This window comes from Acetobacter sp. (assembly GCF_047723915.1).
GTDB lineage: Bacteria > Pseudomonadota > Alphaproteobacteria > Acetobacterales > Acetobacteraceae > Acetobacter.
Window position 1 is genome coordinate 95,612 of the sequence record NZ_JBDOBQ010000005.1, and the last position, 21,876, is coordinate 117,487.

Consider the following 21,876-nt stretch of genomic DNA (forward strand, 5'->3'; position numbering starts at 1 on the left):
AAGTTTTTTGTATGGGACAGGGCCGCAGCCTGCGGCATTGGTTGCCGTGTCGGGGCTATTGGACTATTCCTTATATTCATAGCAGCACGGCCCTGTTGCATTCCGCCAGCCCATGGGGCGGGGCAGGGGCGTTGAGCCGGCGGCAGCCCGACGCACTTTCTGGAGACAGAATATGGACAACACGACCTATATCGCCTTGTCCCGGATCGATGCGCTGTCACGCGCGCTCGATGTCACGGCCAATAACCTTGCCAATGCCAATGTCGATGGTTTCAAGGCCTCGAAGGAGCTTTTTTCCGAGTATCTGGTCAAGCAGAAGGACGCACAGGGCGTTCCGGGCAGCAAGGAGGAATCCTTCAGTCAGGATCAGGCGACCTATCAGGACCACCTGCAGGGCGAATTGCGCCAGACCGGAAACCTGACGGATTTCGCCATCAACAATGAGGGCTATTTTTCCGTGCGTACCACCCAGGGTGTGCGGCTGACCCGTAACGGCCAGTTCCACCGCCGCATGGATGGCACCATTGTCGACGGGTCCGGCAACCCGCTGCTTGACTCGAACGGGCGCAATCTTGTCATCCAGCCGCAGGAAGACATTCTGTCCGTGGCGTCGGACGGGACGATTTCGACCCAGGATGGCGCGATCGGCTCCATCGGGCTTGTGACGGTCGATAATATCAACACCCTGGTGCCCGAGGGCAGCTACCTGCTCAGGCCGACCACGCAGACACACCCCGTAGTCAACAAGGAAATCCGGCAGGGTATGCTGGAATCGAGCAACGTCAACACGGTGGCTGAAACGACGCGGCTGATCGAAATCCAGCGCGAACACGACCTGATATTCCAGTTGGTGCAGACGGAATCCACGCGCCGGACCAATGCGATCGACAAGATCACAACCGACCCGACGTCCTGATTCCGGCCTGACACGCGGCGCGTAATGGCTTGCCCGCCTGCGCCGGTATGTGCGAGAAACAGGAATGGTTTTTCCGTTTCGGTAACTTTCTGGAAACTATTTGACTATAGCCAGACGGGTTATATGGCCCGGATCGGGCCGGCAGTTTTTTTTGAGTGTCGTCGGGTGATATGGAGCCGTGGGCTTGGTGCTCACGCGCGGGGAATTTGAGAATGGATCTGCTTTCATCACTTTCAATCGCGACCGGCGGCCTGAACGCGCTTGAATATCAGCTGTCCGTAACGTCTCAAAATGTCTCGAACTCGGGCGTGACGGGCTATGTGGCCGAGATTTCCAACGTGGTCTCCGACGTGCCTGCGGGCCAGCGCAATGGCGTCAAGGTTGCCGCGACACAGCTCAGCATCAATGCGGCGCTCCAGAAAGCCCTGTACACCCAGAACGCCAGCGTGGCGTCTTACACGGCCATGAGCACGTCGCTTTCCGCCGTATCCGCCGTGCAAGGCACAACCACTGATTCGGACTCGGGCAGTTCGAATACCCTGTCCGACCTGCTCGGTACCGTCAGCGACGATCTCACCACCCTGACATCGACCCCGCTGAACAGTGGTGCCCAGTCTGCCGTGATTACGGCCGCGCAGTCCCTGACCACCAATATCCATACACTGGCCGAGACCTATCAGACGCAGCGCCAGACCGCGGAAGACAATGTCGTCTCAAGCGTGTCGAGCATCAATACGAGCCTGACCGAGATCGGGGCCCTTTCCAAACAGATCATGACGCTCAAATCCACGGGTGTGGATACGGCCGATCTGGAAAACCAGCGTCTTGAGCTGATGTCCGGCCTGTCGTCCCAGCTTTCCGTGACATTTTCCGAGACCTCAAGCGGCGACATGGTCGTGCGCACGGCCAACGGTACCGAGCTGCCGACCCGCCCCGACCAGATGGGGCTGAACGACAATACGGTGAAACTGCCCAGTTCCACCTGGCCGCTTTCCACCTCGGATTCCTCCGTCACGGCGGAATCCTATTACAAGGCCGGGGACACGGATTCGGCTATTTCGGGGATTACGCTGGGTGGCAAGGATATTACCTCATCCCTGACCGGTGGAACCCTGGGCGCGAACATCACCCTGCGTGACACCACATACCCGCAGATGCAGGCCCAGCTCGATTCCTTTTCCTATACGCTGATCAACCGGTTTTCGAGCGCTGGCATGAGCCTGTTTTCGAACGGTACCGATGCGACGGGTACGACGGTGGCGCAGTCTTCCGATACGACAAAGGGAACGCCCGACGGTATTGTCAACCTGTCCTCTGCTATCAGCGTCAGCCAGTCCTATGTTGACAAACCATCGCTGCTGACCACCACGACGGCCTCGGACGGCACCACCCAGACGGGAGACACGTCGCTGATCTCGACCGTGCTCAGCCAGACTTTTGGAACGGGTTCGACCGCTGTCAGCGGTACGCTGGAAGCACCGTCCAGTGGCCTGGGACCAGACGGAAGCCAGTCTACGGGCTATACTGGGGCGCAGGGCCTGGTGGCTCTGGCAACCGCCCTGACGTCGAACCAGGGTGCGACCATTGGCAGCGCCACTACCAGCCTGACATCAGCCACCACCACCCAGACCGTGCTTCAGACCAATGTGTCGAATGTTTCGGGGGTGAATGTGAACGATGAAATGTCCAAAGTGGTCGCGCTGCAAAACGCCTATACCGCCAATGCGAAAGTCGTGACGGCGGTGCAGTCCATGTTCACCGCGTTGCTGGATGCGATCAACTAAGAACGGGAAGGTCCTGTCATGAGCACCTCTGTCGGCCAGTACGGAAGTAGCGGCACCTCGATCATCCTGTCCGCCGCCATCAAGCAGATGACCCTGGAGCAGCAGAATATAACCTGGGAGCAATCGGGCGGTACATTGTCCGAGACCTATGCAGGGCTTGGGGCGTCGCGTTCGACCGTTATTGCCCTTGCCCCCAGAATTACCCAGATTACTGCATGGCAGAGCAATATCTCCACCGCGCAAAACAATCTGAGCATTACCGCAACGGCCTTGACCAGCATGGTTACGCAGGCTCAGGCCCTGTCTACGAACCTGACCAGTATCACGGGTACCACGCAGTCTTCGGCCGTGACTTCCGTTGCGATAGAGGCGCAGAATGCCCTGACCGTGCTCGGTAATACGCTGAACACATCCAACGGTCTGGGCTATATTTTTGCCGGGCAGGACTCGTCCGAGGCTCCTGTGCCCGGTGGCGCGTCGTCCCTGGCCACCAGTTCTCTCGCAACGCAGATCTCCAGCATGGTCTCCACGCTGGGTACGTCGGGTGCATCCACCGTATTGGAGAACGCAACGACAGCCGCCGCGGATAACAGTTCGGGCACGTCGGTATTTTCGAGCGCTTTGTCCGTCTCCTCCGACGACGCGGACAGTCTTGCGACATCGGTTATTACAGGGAGCGGCACTTCGTCCCTGATGGGGATTGTTGCCACCCAGAACAGCACCAGTTCCACTGCGTCCAGCACGTCGACAGGGTCGCCCATCCGCGATCTGATGCGCGATATGATGATCGTGTCTGCCATGAGCGGGCTGTCTTCCAACAGCGCCGGGTATTCCGATCTCGTCACGCAGTTGAATAGCTCGCTCAAGACAACCATCAGCCAACTGGTGGAAATGGAATCGACGGTTGGCACGACGCAGAGCGGGCTGACATCCAGCGCGAGCACGCTGACAAGTGTGCAGACCATGCTGAAAGCCCAGGTTTCGGACATTCAGGGGGCTGATATCGCACAGGTGGCGACGGAATCCTCCGCACTGAGCACGAATCTGGAAGCGTCTTACCAGCTCATTGCGAAAATGAAGAACATGTCGCTTGCCGACTATATCTGATCGATTTTATCAAAGTCTGGCCTAACTGGTTTAGGGCTAGGCTATAGACATCTGCCGCGCCAATACTTTGGGTGGCAGGCGGCGAGTCTGCCCTTTACCGGTTAGAGTGATTTTCCAGAGGTCGGCCCTAACGGTAAGGGGGCATGATTGAGTCTGCTGGTTGGCAAACGCCCAGTAAAACCTCGTGACCGCCTGTGGCCTGGTGGGCTGGTATTTCGCAGGGCGAAGTGGCTTCCATGTTGTGGAGTCATGACCGATGATGCAGAAAATAGTGTGAGCGTATAAGAGCGATAGCACGTGAATATTTGAAAATATTCGCATGTTTTACTTGCGTAAGGCCCTTTATCAAAAAAACGATGCGGGACTGCATGCCTGTCTGGCAAGCGTAGGGGTGACGTGCGGGTGCGTGATCGGTATTGCCCGCAGGTTTTTGCCATTGTCTTCCTGATCGGGCATCATGGCGTCACAACAGGGAAAGCGAATGCAATGCGCAAACTGATGGTGATCCTTGCGGCCGTAAGCTTTGGCATAGGCTCACATGCCGCAGTGGCACAGGAAGAAGACGATGATTACCGGGCGCTGATGCAGAAAACCACGGCGCATGCCCATGCGTCGTGCATCGATTATCTTAATGCGGAACACGGTGACTATTCCGGGGACAAGATGCGGGAATCCCTCTCGCCTGACGAGGTTACAAAAGGTCTGTCCAAGGCGATCCGTGATGAATGCCAGAAATACCCCAAGGAACCTGTTGACCGGGCGGTTGCCAATGTCAGGCAGGCCTATACAAACAAGCTTTCTGAAATTACCAATAGAATAAAAAACAATACCAGTATTCTTAAAAATAATGGTGGCGCATAAAGCAGGCCGCAGGGTCTCTGACACCCTCAAGGAGGGGGCTGCTTGTGTCGGTTACTGTAAACTGGACTTGTAATGGCTTTGTGCCAGTCGTGTGAGCGCTGCAACCTCGTATCAGGCAACCGACGAGACCATGCATGAGTGGCATCATCACGCCCTGGCCGGTACAAAACCATTACAAATTCAAAGCACGCGTGAGCGCTGCGGCAAGGGCGCCGTGTTTTTCAGGCGTTTCTTCGACCTCGCCATCCCACCGGTCTGGTTGGGGGTTCTGTCATGGTGACGGAGACTGATGCCGAAAAATCCTGAGTATCTGCACGGCAATTTCCTCACGCGACAGACGCCCTTCGCGGAACCAGCCATCGGCCGAGTTCAGCAGGCTGAGCAGGAGAATGCGGTAAAGGTTTTTGTCGATATTGCGATCAAGGGGCAGATCCGCGACCAGGCCGCGAAAGATTTTTTCAAAATCGTCACGTTGCTGGATCAGGACATCGCGGACGCTCGTAGGCACGCTGCGCAGGTTATTCATGATCGGCAGGGTGAGGGAGCCTGAATTGAGCTGGATTTCCAGCATTTCCAGGCAGGCCGCCTGCAGGCGCGCCCAAGGGTCTGTTACGCCCTCCAGCGCGTTGTGGATACGTCTGGCTGCCGCTGCCAGGGCCGTATTGTGGATTTCAACGAACAAGGCCTCTTTCGAGCGGATGTGATAGTAGAGCGACCCTGCCAGCAGACCGGCCCGTTCCGCGATATCGCGAATCGATGTGGCGCTGTAGCCCCGTTCGGCGAACAGCTCTGCTGCTATTTCCAGAATTTCATGGCGCCTGTCAGCCTGCTCCTCCTGCCCGGAGGTGCGGGGTTTTCCGCCTTCCGGCCGGGTTCGCGTGCGTGCGGGCACGTCTTTTGCGTGTCTGGTGCGCGAGCTTTTGGGGGGGGCGGTGGCGGGTAGGGCGGGTCGTTTCATCGGCAACCGAAAAACAAAGGCGGAGACATGTCGCACGAACAGGCGGGAATGCGCCTGCTCATACAGCTCTGACCATGTCTAAATGCCCCTCGCTTGGTCACGGACGCAGAGCCAAACTCGCCACACAGAAACTGAAATCATCATCCATAACGCCACAAATCAGGCGTTACAGATTTTAAGAAACGGTTCTTCGATCCCTTGATCTGCTAGAATCTGAAATGCGCGCTCCCCGTAGCACCGCTTTCAACCGACCGGTTGCCATACTGCCCGATATAGGAAAGCCCTATATCGATCCTGTCCGTCAGCCGGATGCTCACCCCGGCATCCACCACGGCGGAATCCTGCGAAAGTGCGACCCCTGCCACATCCATATCGCTTCCACCAGCAGAGGCCAGCATGGTGTGGTTGGTGGGAGTAAGCAGGCCAAATGCCCGGCGGTAGGCCAGAGAGCCATGCGGCAGCAGCAGCAGGTTTCCAGCCCGCACGGTTTTGAACATCTTCACCCCGAAGGTGGAGAACGTTACCCCGGTATTCATGCCACGCCCCTGCAGGGCCGCGGCCCCGCCTTCCTCCTGATAGCCATTGGTCGCAAGGTTGACATAGGCAACATGGCCAAAGGGTTCGACCGTGCCATACGTGGTGTGGAAACGGTAGCCAAGCTCACCGAACGCCTGGACCGTACCGCCGGAATAGCTGCTGGACTGCCGGCTGGAATAGTCAGAAAACGCTACATTGCGTTGCAGACTCAGCATGTTCCACGTGTAGGCGGCCCCCAGCTTCAGGCTCAGCGCGCCCCAGTGCGTGCCGGCATACCCCCCGACGGTAATGTTGTTGCTATGCCCTGAAGACCCGCGCCCGCTGCCGATATCGAACATGGAGCGGCCATAGCTGAACAGGCCTCCTACCCGCCACCGGCCATCCATGATGGGGGTATCAAGCCCCATGATAAAACCGGTAGTGGAATGGTGCATACTGGCGGCGTTGCCATCGCCATTATTGTGCCCGAGCCCGCCATAGGCCTCGCCCCACAGCACAGCCTGCCCGGCAAGGCAGCCTTCATCCTTACGCCCTGTTGCCAGTGACGCGGTGTGGATGGCTCCACCCATACCCCCCTCCTGGCAGTCGGCTGTCTCCAGACGGTCCAGCGCAGCCTGACGGACATACACGCTATCCTGTATCAGCGCTGTGCGGGCGGAGGCATAGACCTCGCCCGAAAGGGCGTTCATGCTCTGCCGCGCGCCTGCCGCGTCCAGACTTTCCATGCCCTGTACAAGAGCATTGCTTTCAGGCAGGGTATCGAGCACCCGCCCTACCTCGCGCTGATTGCGGGTCTGCACTACGGAGGAGAATGTCACGTTATTCCGGTACATAAGCAGATCCAGATCATCGCCACTGTAATAAAGGCTTGGCATCAGAAAGGTGTAGAGATTGTTGAGGTTGCTCCGCAGCATATCCGCTTTGCCGGAAAAGCCACCGGTGGATGAAATAAGCGTATAGTATTGATGTGATTTGAGGAACGTGCCGGGAATGACGTTCACATTCAGCGTACCGGTGAGCGCTGTGGAACCTGTCACCGCCACCGTGCCGGAGCTGAGCTGCTCATAGGTCTGCCCGTTCACCACCATTGTCGTGCCGGAAGGGTGATGGTTGTCATGCACCGACAGGATTGCACCATCGGCCATCTGCAGGTTTCCCTGCACGCCCAGCACGCCAGTAACTCCTGTTGGGGCAAGGGTCGCCCCGGCTGCGACCAGCGTATTCCCTACAGAACCCGTCCCAGCCAGCGTGCTGCCACGCAGCACCGTCACGGCTGAAGAGGCAATGGAGCCTTCCACATCCAGCGTGCCGTTCTCCACGGTTGTCGCTCCTGTGTAGGTATTGTCGGCACTCAGCACTGTTGTACCCCTGCCAGCCTGACTCAGGCTGCCCGTGCCATCGATAACCTGTGCGAGAGTTACCGTGTCGCTATGATCGACAATCAGGGAACCGTTATCATGAATGGCCGAGGATGCCGCAATCGAACCTGTGGTGCCGCCATTGCCCAGTTGCAGCGTGCCCTTCGCAATGGTGGTAGTCCCGGTATAGGTATTGTCCGCACTCAGAACCAGAGTGCCTGTGCCGTTCTGTGTCAGGCTGCCGGTGCCGTCGATAACCTGTGACAGGGCCAGCATATTGCTATGATCGACAATCAGGGAACCGTTATCATGAATGGCCGAGGATGCCGCGATCGACCCCGTGGTGCCGCCATTGCCCAGTTGCAGCCCACCCTGTGCAATGGTGGTGGCCCCGGTATAGGTATTGTCAGCACTTAGAACCAGAGTGCCTGTACCATTCTGTGTCAGGTTACCTGTACCGTCGATAACCTCTGAGAGTGTCAGCGTATCGCTACGATCCACAACCAGAGAGCCGTTATCATGAATGGCGGTGGAAGCGATCGAGCCGGTCGTGCTGCCATTGCCCAGTTGCAGTGTGCCCTGTGCAATGGTGGTGGCCCCGGTATAGGTATTGTCAGCACTCAGAACCAGAGTGCCTGTACCATTCTGTGTCAGGCTGCCGGTGCCATCGATAGCCTGTGACAGGACCAGCATATTGCTGTGATCGACAATCAGGGAACCGTTATTATGGATGGCCGAGGATGCCGCAATGGAACCCGTGGTGCCGCCATTGCCCAGTTGCAGCCCACCCTGTGCAATGGTGGTTGCCCCGGTATAGGTATTGTCCGCACTCAGAAGCAGAGTGCCTGTACCGTTCTGTGTCAGGCTGCCGGTGCCATCGATAACCTGTGACAGGGCAACCATATTGCTATGATCGACAATCAGGGAGCCGTTATCATGAATGGCCGAGGATGCCGCGATCGAACCCGTGGTGCCGCCATTTCCCAGTTGCAGCACACCTTGCGCAATGGTGGTGGCACCCGCATAGGTATTGTCCGCTGTCAGAAGCAGCGTACCCGCACCCGTCTTGTTCAGGCTCCCCGTGCCATACATCTGACCGTAAAGAGCGGTGAGGTAAGAATTTGTCTGGATGGTTGCGGTATTAACGACATTGATATTAACCGACGTAACAAGATCTGACTGGATATTTTCCAGCGTGCCGTTATCGATCCTGAACAGATAGCTGCCGCCCGCGCCTTCATTATCGACAATACGGTTGACACCCCCGACAGACAGCGTGCCACCGCTATCGATATTCAGCTCACCATATGTCCCACCCTGCGACCCGAAAACAACCTGCGTGTTAACAATAGCCCGCGCGCCATCACTAATGGTATCCACGCCATCGCCATCAGCATTGATGTAAAGCATGCCCGTTGTCAGGGTTGAGCCGGCTCCTGAGAGATTGATCGCACCGGTGGTACCAGAGAAATTGGCACCAAGGGTTACGGTAGCCCTGGCCGTTGCTCCATCAAGAATATTGATCGTGCCATCACCGTTGTTACCGGCCTGGAGAAAGCCGGATGATAGGCTTGAACCCACGCCGGTTACTGTCAGCGTACCAATCGTGCCTATGTCCAGACCGGCCACGATATTCCCCCTCGCCGTGGTGGAAACGGAGCCGCCATTCATGACTGTGATTGTGGAATGATCCGCAAGGCTTCCGTTGACGTAAATAAGGCCAACTTTATAGCTGCCTGTATTGTCGATTGTGGTAAGAAGAGAACCACCATCGACAGTCAACGTCCCATAAATACTCACTGAATCAGAAAGAACTGTTGTGCCTTTAGCGATATATCCTGTCGTTCCTGCTGCTACACTATAGGGGTTTGTGGCCTGTGCATAAGCGTGCGGGCTTTTTATCTCCATGGCAGAGAATACAGCAAGCGTGACTATTTGAATTTCAAAAAACAGTACCGTTTTGGTTCTATTTTTTGACATAAAAAAAGAGCAAGCGCGCCCTCTCCATGTGGTCATTTTTGACGCTCCATCTCGTATCCCGAACCCCTAATAAGGGAGAGATAAATCGACAAAACAAGACAAAAAAACAATGTTTATGTGTTGTTAATACTTATAATAAAGATTTTTAATTAATAATATGCTTCTTGTTATCTCTTTATACATAAATATTCTGGGTGCATTGCTTGTGCGCTATTAGCGAAATGGAAAGATTTCAGTGGGCCTGTCTAGCCCTACACCCCAGCAATATCCTTACCCGCACGGCTTTTGCGCCTCCGGGCAACGTATTTCCAGCCCTGATATTTTGTGAAAGTTTCTATATTATCTATGCGAATGACGTTTAATCGAAAAAAAATATCTCAAAGCGCATGCAACCTGCGGCACGTACCCGAAAACAGCATTTTTCCGGTTCTGGTGCAAAAAATCCGTCCTTCATTACCAGCAGAACGAAGGCGATTCCTGCTGACAGGGCAGCGGAATTGTCACCCTGCTTATGCAGGAGCGGAAACTGACTGTAACCAACAGGCAAGGCATACAACGTGCGTGCGTGACAGCCTGCGGTTCGACGCAAGCCTTATGGCTTTGTTCTGGAAATATTGCATATGTTTCATGATCTCGTCGGCCACCTGATACAATCTTAAAACGCTCAGATAACAAGTGCAGAGCCGTTACGAGTTCAATGTCGGTGGAACCATAGGATGCCGCTTGGGATCGCCTTCAGTAATCATCATTCGGACGACACCCAGGTAACGATAGCCCTGTTCGGATGAGAGCGCATTGATTGTCTAAATTATTGTCGTCGTGTGGCATGTCGTCAGTTAAACCTTGGGAGTGTCGCATGAGGGGTGTAATTTCTGGTTCTCTGTGCTGACTGTTTCCCGGCTTTTGGGGAGGCAGACGGATGCGGCGATACGGTTTGCGCGACGACCAGTGGGAGCGGATAAAGGCTTTTCTTCCCGGTCGGGAAGGTCATGTCGGCGGCACGATTGCGGACAACCATCTGTTCGTGGAAGCCGTACTGTATGGATATCGTGCGGGTATTCCCTGGCGTGACCTTCCTGCTCGGTTCGGTGGCTGGAAAAACGTGCACAGACGACTGTGTCGGCGGTGAGAAAGCGGTATGATCGAGCGGATTTTCCGGCATCTGGCCATCGATCACGACAAAGCATACATGATGATCGACAGCACGATCACCCGCGCTCACCAGTGTAGCGCGGGTATCCGTAAAAAGGGATGAAGATCTGGCCATCGGACGATCCTGCGGCGCACTGATCATGAAGATTCACGTTATTGTCGATGTTGCGGAAAAAGCTGTGGCTCTTTCCCTGACACCCTGACACCCTGACACCCTGACACCCTGACACCCTGACACCCTGACAAAGGGCGAACATCCCTCAAAGCAGAGCCATTGTGCTTGATGCCGTCGAGCCCGTAGCCTTCATTGGCGACGCGTTCCGGTGCGGTCGTTCGGTCCTTTGTCATGCAACTGTCACACTGCGTAACTCATGCACTTGCTACATGCCTGCCAATCAACCACACTGGCGGGCACAGGGTTCGATTGTTCAACAATACAGACGAGTGCAGTATCTGGCTGGCCACTCATATTCTCCCGCACGAAAACCATATCCGCGCAAGGCTCCGCCGCTATGCGGATATTGATGCAGATGACATTATCCATGAAGCCTATGTGACCATAGCAGAGGCCGACTGGGCGGGTATTGGCAATCCGCGCGCTTATTTTATGTCCATCTGCCGCAATCTGGTTATGCAGCATTACCGGAGCGCGCGCGTGGTGCCGGTAACAAGCCTTGCCCTTATGCAGGCCGAGACCATGCCAGATACCATGCCTTCGGCTGAGCGGGTTGTGCATGCCCGACAGGAAATGCGCTTTCTGGAAAAAGCCATAGCAAAGCTGCCGGCCCGTTGCCGGGACATATTTATTCTGCGCCGGGCCCGTGGCCTGAGCCAGAGGGAATGCGCCGCACACCTAAATATTTCTGAAAACGTTGTAGAAAAACAGCTTGCCCGCGCACTTGTTTTTCTGTCCAAAGAATATTCGGAATCAGAGAGGGAGATGACCGTTGATGAGGAGAGACGCCCGCGTCTCGCCCACTCTCGCAAGCGCCAGTCCTGAAGAGGCGGCAGCAGGATGGACGGCCAGATTAGACAAAGGCCCCCTTTCCGCAAGCGAACAGCAGGCACTGCAACACTGGCTGGATCAGGATAGACGACACAAGGGAGCCTTCCTGCGTGCAAAGGCCGTCTGGCAGGCAAGTGGCAGGCTGGCAGTGCTGCACGGCCCCGCAGCCCCCGGTATCGCCCATCCCACGCCTTTGCCTGGCCTGCCGCGTCGTCGCTTTTTTGCAGCCGCAGCGGCAACTGCCTTGCTCCTTGCCACGCCCAAACGGCAGGGCAAGGCCAATAGCCTTTACGCAACCGCCAACGCTGTTTCAGCCCCTTTGCACACGGCATTTGGCACCATTACGCTGGATTGTTATTCCACGCTTAAAATGGGGTTGCAGAGCAGCCGCCTTGTTGCCGGGCGTTGCTGTGTGCTGGGCCGTACAGGTATGATTATCAAAGCAGGTAACCTTATTTTTGCCCCACGGGGGTGCCTGCTTTTAACCTGCTCCCCAACGCAGGTTACGGCCATAAGTATATCGGGCACCGTGCATTTACGCAGGCACCATTCGGATGAGTGGTGGACCTTAAGCGCTGGTGCTCAGATTAGTCTGAGCGGAAACCTTCCCCCCGAAGTGCGCAGTTTATTACCTGAGGAAATGGACGCACAGAATGCATGGAGCATTGGCCGCCTGGAAGCGCGGGATGAGAGCATGGCCAGCATTGCCAGCACATTCAACCGCTACAACCAAAGGCAGATCCATGTTTCCCCAGTGCTTGCCAACCGTAAGCTGACAGGTGTTTTCCGTCTGAACCAGCCGGAAGATTTTGCCATGGCGGCACAAACCATTCTGGGGGTCAGATTAACGCAAACTCCGCAAACCCTTTTGCTCTATTAAAGGGCGGGGTGCTTTTTGTTCTGTCTTATTTGTGTCACAAAAAAAACCAGCGGAAAACGTGGCAGTTTTGACTCTTAACGGTATGTTCCGTCACAAGCAGGGCGACTACCGTGCGATTTTTTTCTGTCCGTGTTTCTTCTCTTGCGCTGTGTCTGTGCAGCGTATCCGTTCTTTCTGCTTCCTATGCTTTGGCGGCTCCGGTTCATTTTGCCATTCCGGCGGGGCCTCTTAATCAGGCAGTTGTAACCTTCAGTCGTCAGTCCGGGCAGCAGGTTGCACTGGATAGCGCCCTGGCCGCCAAAGCCACCGCCACCCCGGTTTATGGCACCATGGAGCCGGATGCTGCCCTGACCCACCTGTTGCAGGGCACGGGGCTGGATGTCGATGCGCACCAGAAAAACATGCTGATCGTGCGCAAATCCGCCACGGTTCCCACCAAAGCCAGAATACATGGCGCCAGCGCAAAAAAAGAGCAGAATACAGACGAACATATCACGGTTCTGGGTCGGGCCATGCGCCTGTCCCCTGCGGTGGTGCCTCTGGATATTACGGAACCTACGTCGCGCATCCAAAGCAATTTTATCAATAACAATATTATTCCGTTGGCCAGTGTGGATGATATTATCAAGTTCCAACCCAGCATATGGACCCAAAACCCCAATGGTCCTGGCATGGGTAAAGCTGAAACCATGAGCCTGCGCGGTTTTCAGGACGGACAGTACAACATGACGTATGATGGCATTCCATTTGGAGATGCATCGGACCTTCATCATACGACATCGTCTTTATTTATCTCACATTTTCTGGGTGAGGCACAGATTGACCGTGGCCCCGGCACGGCCTCCACCATTGGCAACGCAACTTTTGGCGGCACGGTCGGCTTCCGTTCCAAAACACCACCGAGCAAAGCGGGTGCCCAGCTTTATGGCACATATGGCAGCTTTAATACCCGTGCGGGCGGTCTGGAACTGGATAGCGGCAAAACCCGTTTTGGCAAAGCCGTTCTGGACATGCAGCATGAAGAGACAGACGGATACCTGACCAATTCCTATGAAAAACGTAGTAATATTCTGTTCAAGGACGAAATTAAGCTGGCGGATGAGACCAGCCTGACCATTCAGACGACCTACAACAAGGAATGGCAGTACACCACTCAAGGGGCAACGCTGGAAGATTATGCCAAATACGGTAAAAACTACGGCCTGTGCAAAGACCCGACCAGACAGTGCTATTATGGTTACAACCCTAGTACCTATACTTCTGACTTTAGCTATATTGCCCTTAAAACCCGGCTGAGTGACTGGCTTAGTCTACGAAATTCAGTCTACACAACCGGGTTTGAGCACGAATATACGGAATCAACCGATTCCAGCCAACGCTCGCTCGACGCCAATGGCGTGACCTTTTACAACGCCGCAGGCAAAAAAGTGGCAACGTATAAATCGGATATTCCCGGAAAATATGCCGATGCCCATTTCCGCAATTATGGGGATACGCTGAACCTGACTGCAAAAACACATTATGTGGACGTGCAGCTTGGTGTCTGGGCCGATGTGCAGAAAGACAGGCGTATAAGCTATGCCGTGGACCTTTCCAAAGGAGCCATCCCGGTTCCAGGTAAAACGGGCAGCCCGTATAGCTACAATATTTCGGACACCAACACCACGCTCCAGCCTTACCTGGAACTGGACATACACCCGCTTCGGGGCATGACCATTAAGCCTGGTATCAAATACTCATACTTTCACCGCGATTACGATGCAGCACTGAACAAATCCACCAAACAGCCCCTGAACGCCACGCAGACCTTTACATCCTGGCAGCCATCCATTGCCATAAACCAGCGTATTATGAACCAGTGGAGTGCGTATGGGCAGATTGCCCGCGGCTTTCTGGCACCTCCCATCTCCGTTTTTCAGGTCGGGAATGTTGGCAATGTAAAGCCCGAAACAACCATGAATTATCAGGTCGGTTCCGTTTACCGGGATAAAAAATGGATGATGGCGGCAGATGCCTATTACATCGATTTTTCAAACTATATTGCAGCAGCGCAGATTTCCGTGCCGGGTTATGGCACGACATCAACCTATGTGAACAGCGGCGGTGCCATATACAAAGGGCTGGAACTGGAAGCGCAATATGTTATCGGCCATGGCCTGTCAGTTTACGGAAATTACAGTGTCAACAGTGCGAAGTACAAACATACCGATGTACATGTTGCCTCCAGTCCCAACATGCTGGCCTCCTTTGGGCTGCTCTACGAAAACGAGCGGGGGGCTTATTTTTCCATTATTGGCAAATATGTGGGCAAACACTGGGGGTTGGACAGCACCACCAATGCAGCAGGCAACACGCAGTTTGCCAACCAGTATAAAATTGGCAGCAACGTGACCGCCGACCTTGCTCTGGGCTGGCGCATCCGCAATGTTGGCGGCATCTTCCGCGAAATTACGCCCAGCCTTAAAATTGGCAATCTGTTCAATAACCGGGCCATCAGCAATTTTGCGGGCAACCAGAGCTATGGCGATGCCCCTCTTTACTGGCGTAATCCCGGACGTAGCGCGTTCTTCAACCTTGCGGTGACCATTCCATGAGATATCTGCCCCTGTTATGCGCACTGCTTGCAAGCTCACCGGCCCTTGCCGCCCCTCCAGCCCCGGACACGCAGCAAGAGGCCGTGCTGGAGCGGGTCGTGCTGCTTGCCCGCCATGGCATACGCAGCCCAACCAAGCCGCCGCAAACCCTGCAAAGCCAGACTGGCCATGTCTGGGCACAGTGGCCTGTTGCTCCGGGGGAGCTTACGGAACACGGCAGGCAGGCACTGGAGCAGATGGTGGGTATGGTGCGCCAGCACTATGTTCAGGCGGGATTGCTCCCGGCGACGGGCTGCCCAACACCGGGGAGCGTAGTCATATGGGCCGATGCCAAGGACCACCGCACGCGTGAGAGTGGGGGCATATGGGCCGAACATCTGGCGCCATCATGCGGGGAGCGGTCCCTCTCCCTTGCGGCTGCACAGGAAGACCCCATTTTTGCGGGGCCGGCCACACCGCTGAATGTGCAGGAGCAAAGCGCCATTACGCGCGAGTTCAACCAGAGGGTCAGCGCCATACCCGCCGCTGTTGGCCACAGCATGAACACGTTGCAGGCCGTTTTGGCCCCCACGGCCTGCACCACGGACAAGCCCCGTTGCCTCAGCGCCAACACAACCACACTGGTATGGAAAAAGGACAAACCTCACCTTGAAGGGGGTATTGCAACAGGTGGAACAGCGGCGGAAAATCTGCTTTTGGAATACACGCAAGGGATGTCCGTGCACGCTGAACCTTTTGGCCAGCAAAGCCCTGCAACCCTGATTGAACAGGTTTTCCCCCTCCATACGCAGGAAAGCTGGCTGGTCCGTCGCCTGCCTACGCTGGCCGCCCACAAAGGGGCCAGCATGGCATCGGTTGTGCAGGACGTGCTGGCCGGCAAACCCAGCACCGTGTTGCCCGCAGCCACAGAGCAGACAAAACTGCTCGTTCTTTCCGGGCATGACACCAATCTGGATGTGCTGGCAACACTCTACGGGCTGAACTGGTCTTTTGCCGACCAACCCGATCCAACCGCTCCCGATACAACACTGGCGTTTGAACTCTGGCGCTCATCCAGCGGGCCTTACGTAACCGTCAGGCTGTTCCATCAGGGTTTGGAGGCATTGCGCACATTGGCAGAACCAGACCCGGCGGTGGATATGCAGGTCATTGCCCGTGGCCCATCCCTGCAGACGTTACACCGTACAGGCGCACAATAAAGATCTTGCCCGCTCTTGGTGTGACCGGCAGCTTTCCAGGTACCTGGTCACACCCGATACTACGGTATGTATGACCGGTTGCCGGAACAGACCCTCAGCAGCTCTTTCTGCGGAGCATATGCGCCAGAGACGCATGACCCTGATTTTGCCCGCATACCGGAAAAGAGTGCTCTTATACTGGGCCTGTTTGTCTGACTGTATTCACGGCCCCTCATTGCTATGTGCATCGCTATGGCCATGTCTCGCAAGACAATTGCTTCCATATCGTTCGACATGACAATGGCGGTGTGACAGGCCCGGCCGGGAGCATAATGCTTTCTCCAGCCATGAAGGCGTTAGCCGCGTGCTCCGGGCAGCACGGTGAAAAGGCTGCATTTTCATTGAGTGTTGCTCAGGAAGTTCTATGGGCAGAGGGGCATGCTTTGCCTGCGGACCCAGAACAGACGTTCCGGCATGACCTGAGGGAACTACGTATCATGACAAGGGCGCTTTCATGCGCGGGTGAAAGCTGCCTTGGACGTCCGGCAGGGCAAACAAAGGAACTGGCTGGTTACCTCGAGAAAAACAGGCGGCCGCGCTCCAGGCGCTGGCGCGCCTACGTGCCCGTGCGTATTGCGCTCAAAGGCATGCCTGTAGAGTCCACGACAGGCCAAGCGTTCGTTTTAAGAGGGGGAATAAGGAGATAAAGATCACTCAAAAATCTTTAAGTCATTATTTTTGCTATGATTTTTAGGAAAAATTGGCGGAGGGGATGGGATTCGAACCCACGGTACGGCTTGACACCGTACAACGGTTTAGCAAACCAAAAATAGCCCCCTTTCCGATCAATGACTTATCCTATCATGTTGTTGATTTGAAACGATATTTTTTGTGCCAAGCTGCACCAAGATGGACTGAACTGCCCCTGCCTAGCAGGTCGATTGTCGCAAATTGTCGCAAGATTCCATCTCAGATGTTCATTTTCCGTTCTTCTAAAAAACGATAGCATCACACAGATGTTACTGACGACATCTAGCTGCACCTAACTGCTCCTAGCGGCACTAGAGACGCACCTAACTGCATCCACCATCCAATTTTACCCGGCCACCAGCCCTCCAGGGTAACGAGAAGCCGGTTTATGAATTTTATTTCACAAACCGAGCCGCCTACAGATCGCCTGGAATGGGTGAAATTCCATTCGATTTGATACCGCGCGGGTGCCTTCACCCTTTCGACATAAAATCTGGTTAGTTGATTGTTTCTATTGCCGTTTTTCGAAATGCGTTGATGGGATGCAAAAAGAGCGCAACAAGGAAAGCGTCAAGCCTGAAGCATATTTGAACTATAAGATGAGCCACTTTTGTATCATCAGATGAACAACATATGTCGTTTACTTTTATTTCTGGTTTACGCCATCATGACCTCAGGTATCGCATGCTGCATGTGTAAGCATCAACCTGCACCAATAACTCTAAACTGGATCGGAGTGAGACATGACTCTCAACGCTAGTGACTCATGCCAGCTTCTGACTCAGGAGCAGGCAGCGGATATTCTTCAAATCTCGCCCTCCACTCTTCAGCATCTGCGTGTAAGCGGACGGAAGGGGCGCGCTGGCCCGCCCTGGATCAAGATGGGGAAGTCTGTCCGTTATCGCCGCTCTGACCTCGACGCCTGGATCGAGAAGCAGGTCGTTCGTCCCAGCGCATCAACCCCGAAGATCGGACGCCCTCGCAAAACGGAGCGGGCCAGCGCAGCGGCAGCCTGAAAGTGAGTGATCCCAGAAAGGAACGATCCCCATGAACAACGATTTCATCCTTCTCACCGACCGGGTGACGCCCGCTCCTGACAAACTCGGACGGCTGATCGGTATCGCCGTCGCATCCGGCCTCCGGTTGCCATCATATCGATCTGACGAAAATCCGATCTGGTGGATTGGTTTTTTGCCAGAGGCAGCGATCATCGATCTGGTTCTGACGACCGGCAGCGGAACGTGGAGCATCGATATTAGCCGCATCGACGACGACGATAATGATACGATCAATGATCTAATCGATGCTCTCTCGGTCATGTGCGCCGATGAATTCTGCAAGCTGCATCCTGATCTGGCCTGGCGCCGAGATGCACACTCTATAGCAGAAGAGATGCTTCGTGATGTTGTCATGAGAGCCTGGGTCTGTGAGCGCGGCCCACGCTCCTGGAAGCCGGACATTACCCTGTCGAAGCTGATCCGCGCCGCACGAGAAATCTACCCTGATGTCAGGTCTGAGATTCTCGCCGATTGACACCTGATAATCAGACAAAAAGAAAACGCTGACCCATCTCCGCCACAGAGATAGACCAGCGCCCGAAGAACACGACTGCACACGCAAACGCATATCGAAGATTGATAGCTAACGATATGGGTTCTTCGGGCGGCGGGTCAAGCGTTTTCTCCAGAAAAATGGAGATGACGATGAATACGACGACACCTGTTGATGCCGGCGCGACTAGCAACCCGACGCTAGAGACACGGCGTAGCGCTGTTATAGTTCCGATAAACACGGATAGTTCCGTAGCACCGGTGCATCCAGGCGACGATCAGACGCTAGTCCCGTCGGCGCCCGATAGCGTGCCTTCGCTGGACGATTTCTCGTTTATGACGCCAGCCCCCGAGACCATTCACGTTTACTATAGCGAAAGATCGCGCCCGCTGTTCGGCATCCTGCGGGTTCCAGACGAAACCGGCATAATGCGGCGGCAGGCTATCGTGTTCGGGCGGCGCGGCGGCAGGGAACGCTGGCATCTCGTTTCTGAGGACGAAGCCCTTGAGATAGTCCGCAAGGCGACGGGAGGCGGGATACCTCTTTATCGGCTAGATAAACTGACATCACAGCCCGATGCCCCTGTGATCTGCATGCTCGACGAATATGCTGCCGACATCGTCCAGGCAGCATTGCCTGACCACGTTGTGGTGGCTGTCGGAGCGAAGACGTGCATCGAACCTCTCCTCGCCCGAGATGTCACGATCTGGCCTAACGCGGGTGAAGCCGGAATCAACGAGGCGATGGATGTCGCTGCTGACATCAAGAAACGCAAATACATGACTGGAGAATGCGGCGGCCAGGTAAGCGGTATCGATCTGCCGGATAACCTTCCCGACTGGTGGAACCCCGGTGTTTCAACGCCGGACGATCTGGGTATCGACATAGTATCGCTCGTGCAGCGCCCTGCTCCTCCAGAGCACGCCTTCAGGCCGTTTACTATCATGCCAGATGGCTACAAGATGAAGAAAAGCGGCTTGGTGTTCATCGGGGAGGACGGTGTGGACAAACAAGTCACGCTGACCCCATTTGATGTCGTCGCCGAAACCGATCTTGCTGAAACAGGGCAGGCCGGCCTGATTCTCCGGTGGCAGAACAGGGGGCAACCGGTTGAGCATGTCGTCCAGCGCGGTCAGATTTCGGCTCGCGGATCAACGCTACCGAAAGACCTTCGCGACAAAAAGATGCTTTTCCCGGAGAGCACGCTGAAGCTGCTGCTCGATTTTCTGGGGACGGTCGAAGCGCGACGGTTCGTTCGGACAGTAAGCACTGTGGGATGGGACAGTGTCGCCGGATGGGATCACCCCCGCTTTGTGATGCCGGGCGGCGAGTTGATCGGAGGATCAGGCGCGGCCGAAATCCGCTTTGCTTCACCGAACGTCAGCACTGACAAAGAACGGTTAAAATACGCGGCCTCCGGCACGTTGCAGGATTGGCAGAGTCACGTCGCAGCCAGAGCCGCCGGAAACAGCCGGCTGATCCTGGGCATCTGCCTTGCGTTGACAAGCCCACTCCTGAAAGTGCTGGGCAACGTGATCGAAGCAGGCGGCGTCCATATCTGGGGCGACGCGGGTCTCGGCAAGTCCACCTATTCGAACGTCGCCACAAGCGTCTGGGGCGACCCGACAAAACTGATGATCGAAATCGATGGCACGAAAACAGGTTTTGAGAACGCAGCCGAGTTAGCGTCGTGCATCGGTCTCTTCCTTGAAGAACTGAAAAACGACGATAAGGGCATCAACAGGGAGATCGGCCGCATCATCTACATGTGGGCGAACAGAAAAGGCGGGCTGCGTTCAGGGCCGAACATCGCGCTTAGAGAGACAAAAGAATTCGACATCATGTTCTGCTCAACGGGCGAGCACCATCTGAAAACAGTCATTGAAACAGCCGGCGGGACATATACGGGCGGGATCGAGGCGCGAATGACATCTATAAAGGCGGAGGTGGATGGATCACCTTACGGACTGCTCGACACAATCCATGACGCTCTGTCATCTGAATCATTTGTCGATCAGATGAAGGTGGATTGTGAGAGTTATCACGGCACCGCCGGCCGTCATTTCGTTGCCCACCTGATCGAGGACATCTCGGGAAAAGGTCGGGCGGACATTCGGGACTGGTTCAATCAGTATATCGAAGCGTTTATCAGGGACTATGTTCCTAGTGGAGCAGACAGAGCGATCAATCGCGTCGCAAAGCGGTTTGCTGTCTTCGCAGCGGTCGGAGAACTGGCGCGGGGATATGGGACTCTGACGTGGGATGAAGGAGAAGCCTTTAGGGGGGTGGGTGCCTGCTTCAGAGCGTGGATTGATGACCGGGGCGGCATAGGGTCGCGCGAAGAAATCAATGCCGTTCAGCAAGTCCGCAAATTCATTTCGATGCACCGGTTTAGTCGTTTTGAAGACATCGTCGCCGCCAGGGCAGCAAATGAGGGGGCTGACTGCTATTTATCAGCAGTCAGGGATCGCGTTGGATATAGAGAAGCAGTCAGAACGAAAGATGGCGACGACGCTTACGCTTATTACATTACAGTCGAGGGATGGGATGAAATCTGCAAGGGCATTGACCCCATTAGAGCAGCCAAAGCCGTTCTGGCGGCTGGAGCGCTTCAGCCTCCGAAGCAAGGACGGGGTCTGACCATTCAGAAACGGCTGCCTCACGACGGCAAAATCCGCGTCTATGTCATCACGCCTGAAATCATGACAGCCGGGGGGCTTGTCGAGGGCGACCAGAACGGCGAGTGAGCCTTTGCAAGAAACAAGAAGAAAGGGGATGCCGGCGCGTGTGGGCATCCCCTTTCGTTTGGCTGGCCGGGAGGTTGGCCCGGCGGGGCGGTGGGGAGTGACCGGCGGGCGGCGGCGGCCGAACGGGGTGGCGCGAAGCGGTTGAAAATGCACAGCAAGAGAGGAGTGTCCCTACATCCCGAAGCCATGTCCCTACATCTGTCCCTACATTTAAGTGGCATGTAGGGACAGCTAAGTGATTGATATTGATGGACAAAGATACGGGTGTACCTACGTACCTACATATTTTGAGGAATAGACACGTATATAAGAAGGAGGGGCTATGAGGCTTTGTAATCCCATTGAGATCAAGGCCAATCGGAGAAAGGCTCGCGTATATATCTCTATTTTGAAAAATATGTAGGTACGTAGGTACACCCCCTAAGAAAGTGGCGGTATTCAGCCGTTTTTGGTGTACCTACATGGTGGAAAGCGATGTAGGTACATGTAGGGACAGTAGGGACAGATGTAGGGACAG

The 21,876-nt window shown here is 55.3% G+C and carries 13 protein-coding genes and 1 pseudogene; 12 read left to right on the forward strand and 2 right to left on the reverse strand.

Annotation, left to right across the window (positions count from 1 at the left end; all coding sequences use genetic code 11):
• The first annotated feature begins 172 nt into the window (after positions 1-172).
• From ABF990_RS05055 to ABF990_RS05070, 4 genes are all read left to right on the forward strand, one after another.
• Positions 173-916 (forward strand): flagellar hook basal-body protein, encoded by a 744-nt coding sequence (locus ABF990_RS05055; RefSeq protein ID WP_415499878.1) that lies wholly within the window; start codon positions 173-175, stop codon positions 914-916.
• 212 nt (positions 917-1,128) lie between these two features.
• Positions 1,129-2,700 carry a flagellar hook-associated protein FlgK gene (gene flgK / locus ABF990_RS05060; RefSeq protein WP_415499877.1) on the forward strand — a complete coding sequence of 524 codons (1,572 nt, stop codon included), beginning with the start codon at positions 1,129-1,131 and terminating at the stop codon, positions 2,698-2,700.
• A gap of 18 nt (positions 2,701-2,718) precedes the next feature.
• Positions 2,719-3,807 carry a flagellin gene (locus ABF990_RS05065; RefSeq protein ID WP_415499876.1) on the forward strand — a complete coding sequence of 363 codons (1,089 nt, stop codon included), beginning with the start codon at positions 2,719-2,721 and terminating at the stop codon, positions 3,805-3,807.
• 486 nt (positions 3,808-4,293) lie between these two features.
• Positions 4,294-4,668 carry a hypothetical protein gene (locus ABF990_RS05070; RefSeq protein WP_415499875.1) on the forward strand — a complete coding sequence of 125 codons (375 nt, stop codon included), beginning with the start codon at positions 4,294-4,296 and terminating at the stop codon, positions 4,666-4,668.
• A 271-nt stretch (positions 4,669-4,939) separates the two neighbouring features.
• On the opposite strand, the gene ABF990_RS05075 is transcribed toward ABF990_RS05070, so the two are convergent.
• Positions 4,940-5,626: a TetR/AcrR family transcriptional regulator gene (locus ABF990_RS05075; protein WP_415499874.1), complete on the reverse strand. Its 687-nt coding sequence runs from the start codon at positions 5,624-5,626 to the stop codon at positions 4,940-4,942.
• A gap of 206 nt (positions 5,627-5,832) precedes the next feature.
• Positions 5,833-9,321 (reverse strand): autotransporter domain-containing protein, encoded by a 3,489-nt coding sequence (locus ABF990_RS05080; protein WP_415506488.1) that lies wholly within the window; start codon positions 9,319-9,321, stop codon positions 5,833-5,835.
• A 1,099-nt stretch (positions 9,322-10,420) separates the two neighbouring features.
• On the opposite strand from ABF990_RS05080, the pseudogene ABF990_RS05085 reads away from it, so the two are divergent.
• From ABF990_RS05085 to ABF990_RS05120, 8 genes and pseudogenes are all read left to right on the forward strand, one after another.
• Positions 10,421-10,853: pseudogene (locus ABF990_RS05085) on the forward strand (IS5 family transposase); the annotation flags it as partial.
• A gap of 224 nt (positions 10,854-11,077) precedes the next feature.
• Positions 11,078-11,653 carry an RNA polymerase sigma factor gene (locus ABF990_RS05090; protein WP_415499872.1) on the forward strand — a complete coding sequence of 192 codons (576 nt, stop codon included), beginning with the start codon at positions 11,078-11,080 and terminating at the stop codon, positions 11,651-11,653.
• Positions 11,604-12,539 (forward strand): DUF4880 domain-containing protein, encoded by a 936-nt coding sequence (locus ABF990_RS05095; RefSeq protein WP_415499871.1) that lies wholly within the window; start codon positions 11,604-11,606, stop codon positions 12,537-12,539. The genes ABF990_RS05090 and ABF990_RS05095 overlap by 50 nt, the downstream gene beginning before the upstream one ends.
• Positions 12,540-12,649: 110 nt before the next feature.
• On the forward strand, positions 12,650-15,133 hold the full coding sequence (locus ABF990_RS05100; RefSeq protein WP_415499870.1) for a TonB-dependent receptor domain-containing protein: 2,484 nt from the start codon (positions 12,650-12,652) through the stop codon (positions 15,131-15,133).
• Positions 15,130-16,332 (forward strand): histidine-type phosphatase, encoded by a 1,203-nt coding sequence (locus ABF990_RS05105; protein ID WP_415490909.1) that lies wholly within the window; start codon positions 15,130-15,132, stop codon positions 16,330-16,332. Before ABF990_RS05100 ends, ABF990_RS05105 begins: the two co-directional genes overlap by 4 nt.
• A 1,472-nt stretch (positions 16,333-17,804) precedes the next feature.
• Positions 17,805-18,077: a helix-turn-helix domain-containing protein gene (locus ABF990_RS05110; RefSeq protein WP_081797657.1), complete on the forward strand. Its 273-nt coding sequence runs from the start codon at positions 17,805-17,807 to the stop codon at positions 18,075-18,077.
• Between the two features lie 31 nt (positions 18,078-18,108).
• Positions 18,109-18,594 carry a hypothetical protein gene (locus ABF990_RS05115; RefSeq protein ID WP_415499869.1) on the forward strand — a complete coding sequence of 162 codons (486 nt, stop codon included), beginning with the start codon at positions 18,109-18,111 and terminating at the stop codon, positions 18,592-18,594.
• Positions 18,595-18,764: 170 nt separating this feature from the next.
• Positions 18,765-21,359, forward strand: a complete 2,595-nt coding sequence (locus ABF990_RS05120) for a DUF927 domain-containing protein (RefSeq protein WP_415499868.1) — start codon at positions 18,765-18,767, stop codon at positions 21,357-21,359.
• Positions 21,360-21,876: the final 517 nt, after the last annotated feature.

Coding starts and splice junctions, on each gene's coding strand:
- ABF990_RS05055 (WP_415499878.1), top strand. CDS start 173: ATGGACAACACGACCTATATCGCCTTGTCCCGGATCGATGCGCTGTCA.
- flgK (WP_415499877.1), top strand. CDS start 1,129: ATGGATCTGCTTTCATCACTTTCAATCGCGACCGGCGGCCTGAACGCG.
- ABF990_RS05065 (WP_415499876.1), top strand. CDS start 2,719: ATGAGCACCTCTGTCGGCCAGTACGGAAGTAGCGGCACCTCGATCATC.
- ABF990_RS05070 (WP_415499875.1), top strand. CDS start 4,294: ATGCGCAAACTGATGGTGATCCTTGCGGCCGTAAGCTTTGGCATAGGC.
- ABF990_RS05075 (WP_415499874.1), bottom strand. CDS start 5,626: ATGAAACGACCCGCCCTACCCGCCACCGCCCCCCCCAAAAGCTCGCGC.
- ABF990_RS05095 (WP_415499871.1), top strand. CDS start 11,604: ATGAGGAGAGACGCCCGCGTCTCGCCCACTCTCGCAAGCGCCAGTCCT.
- ABF990_RS05105 (WP_415490909.1), top strand. CDS start 15,130: ATGAGATATCTGCCCCTGTTATGCGCACTGCTTGCAAGCTCACCGGCC.
- ABF990_RS05110 (WP_081797657.1), top strand. CDS start 17,805: ATGACTCTCAACGCTAGTGACTCATGCCAGCTTCTGACTCAGGAGCAG.
- ABF990_RS05115 (WP_415499869.1), top strand. CDS start 18,109: ATGAACAACGATTTCATCCTTCTCACCGACCGGGTGACGCCCGCTCCT.
- ABF990_RS05120 (WP_415499868.1), top strand. CDS start 18,765: ATGAATACGACGACACCTGTTGATGCCGGCGCGACTAGCAACCCGACG.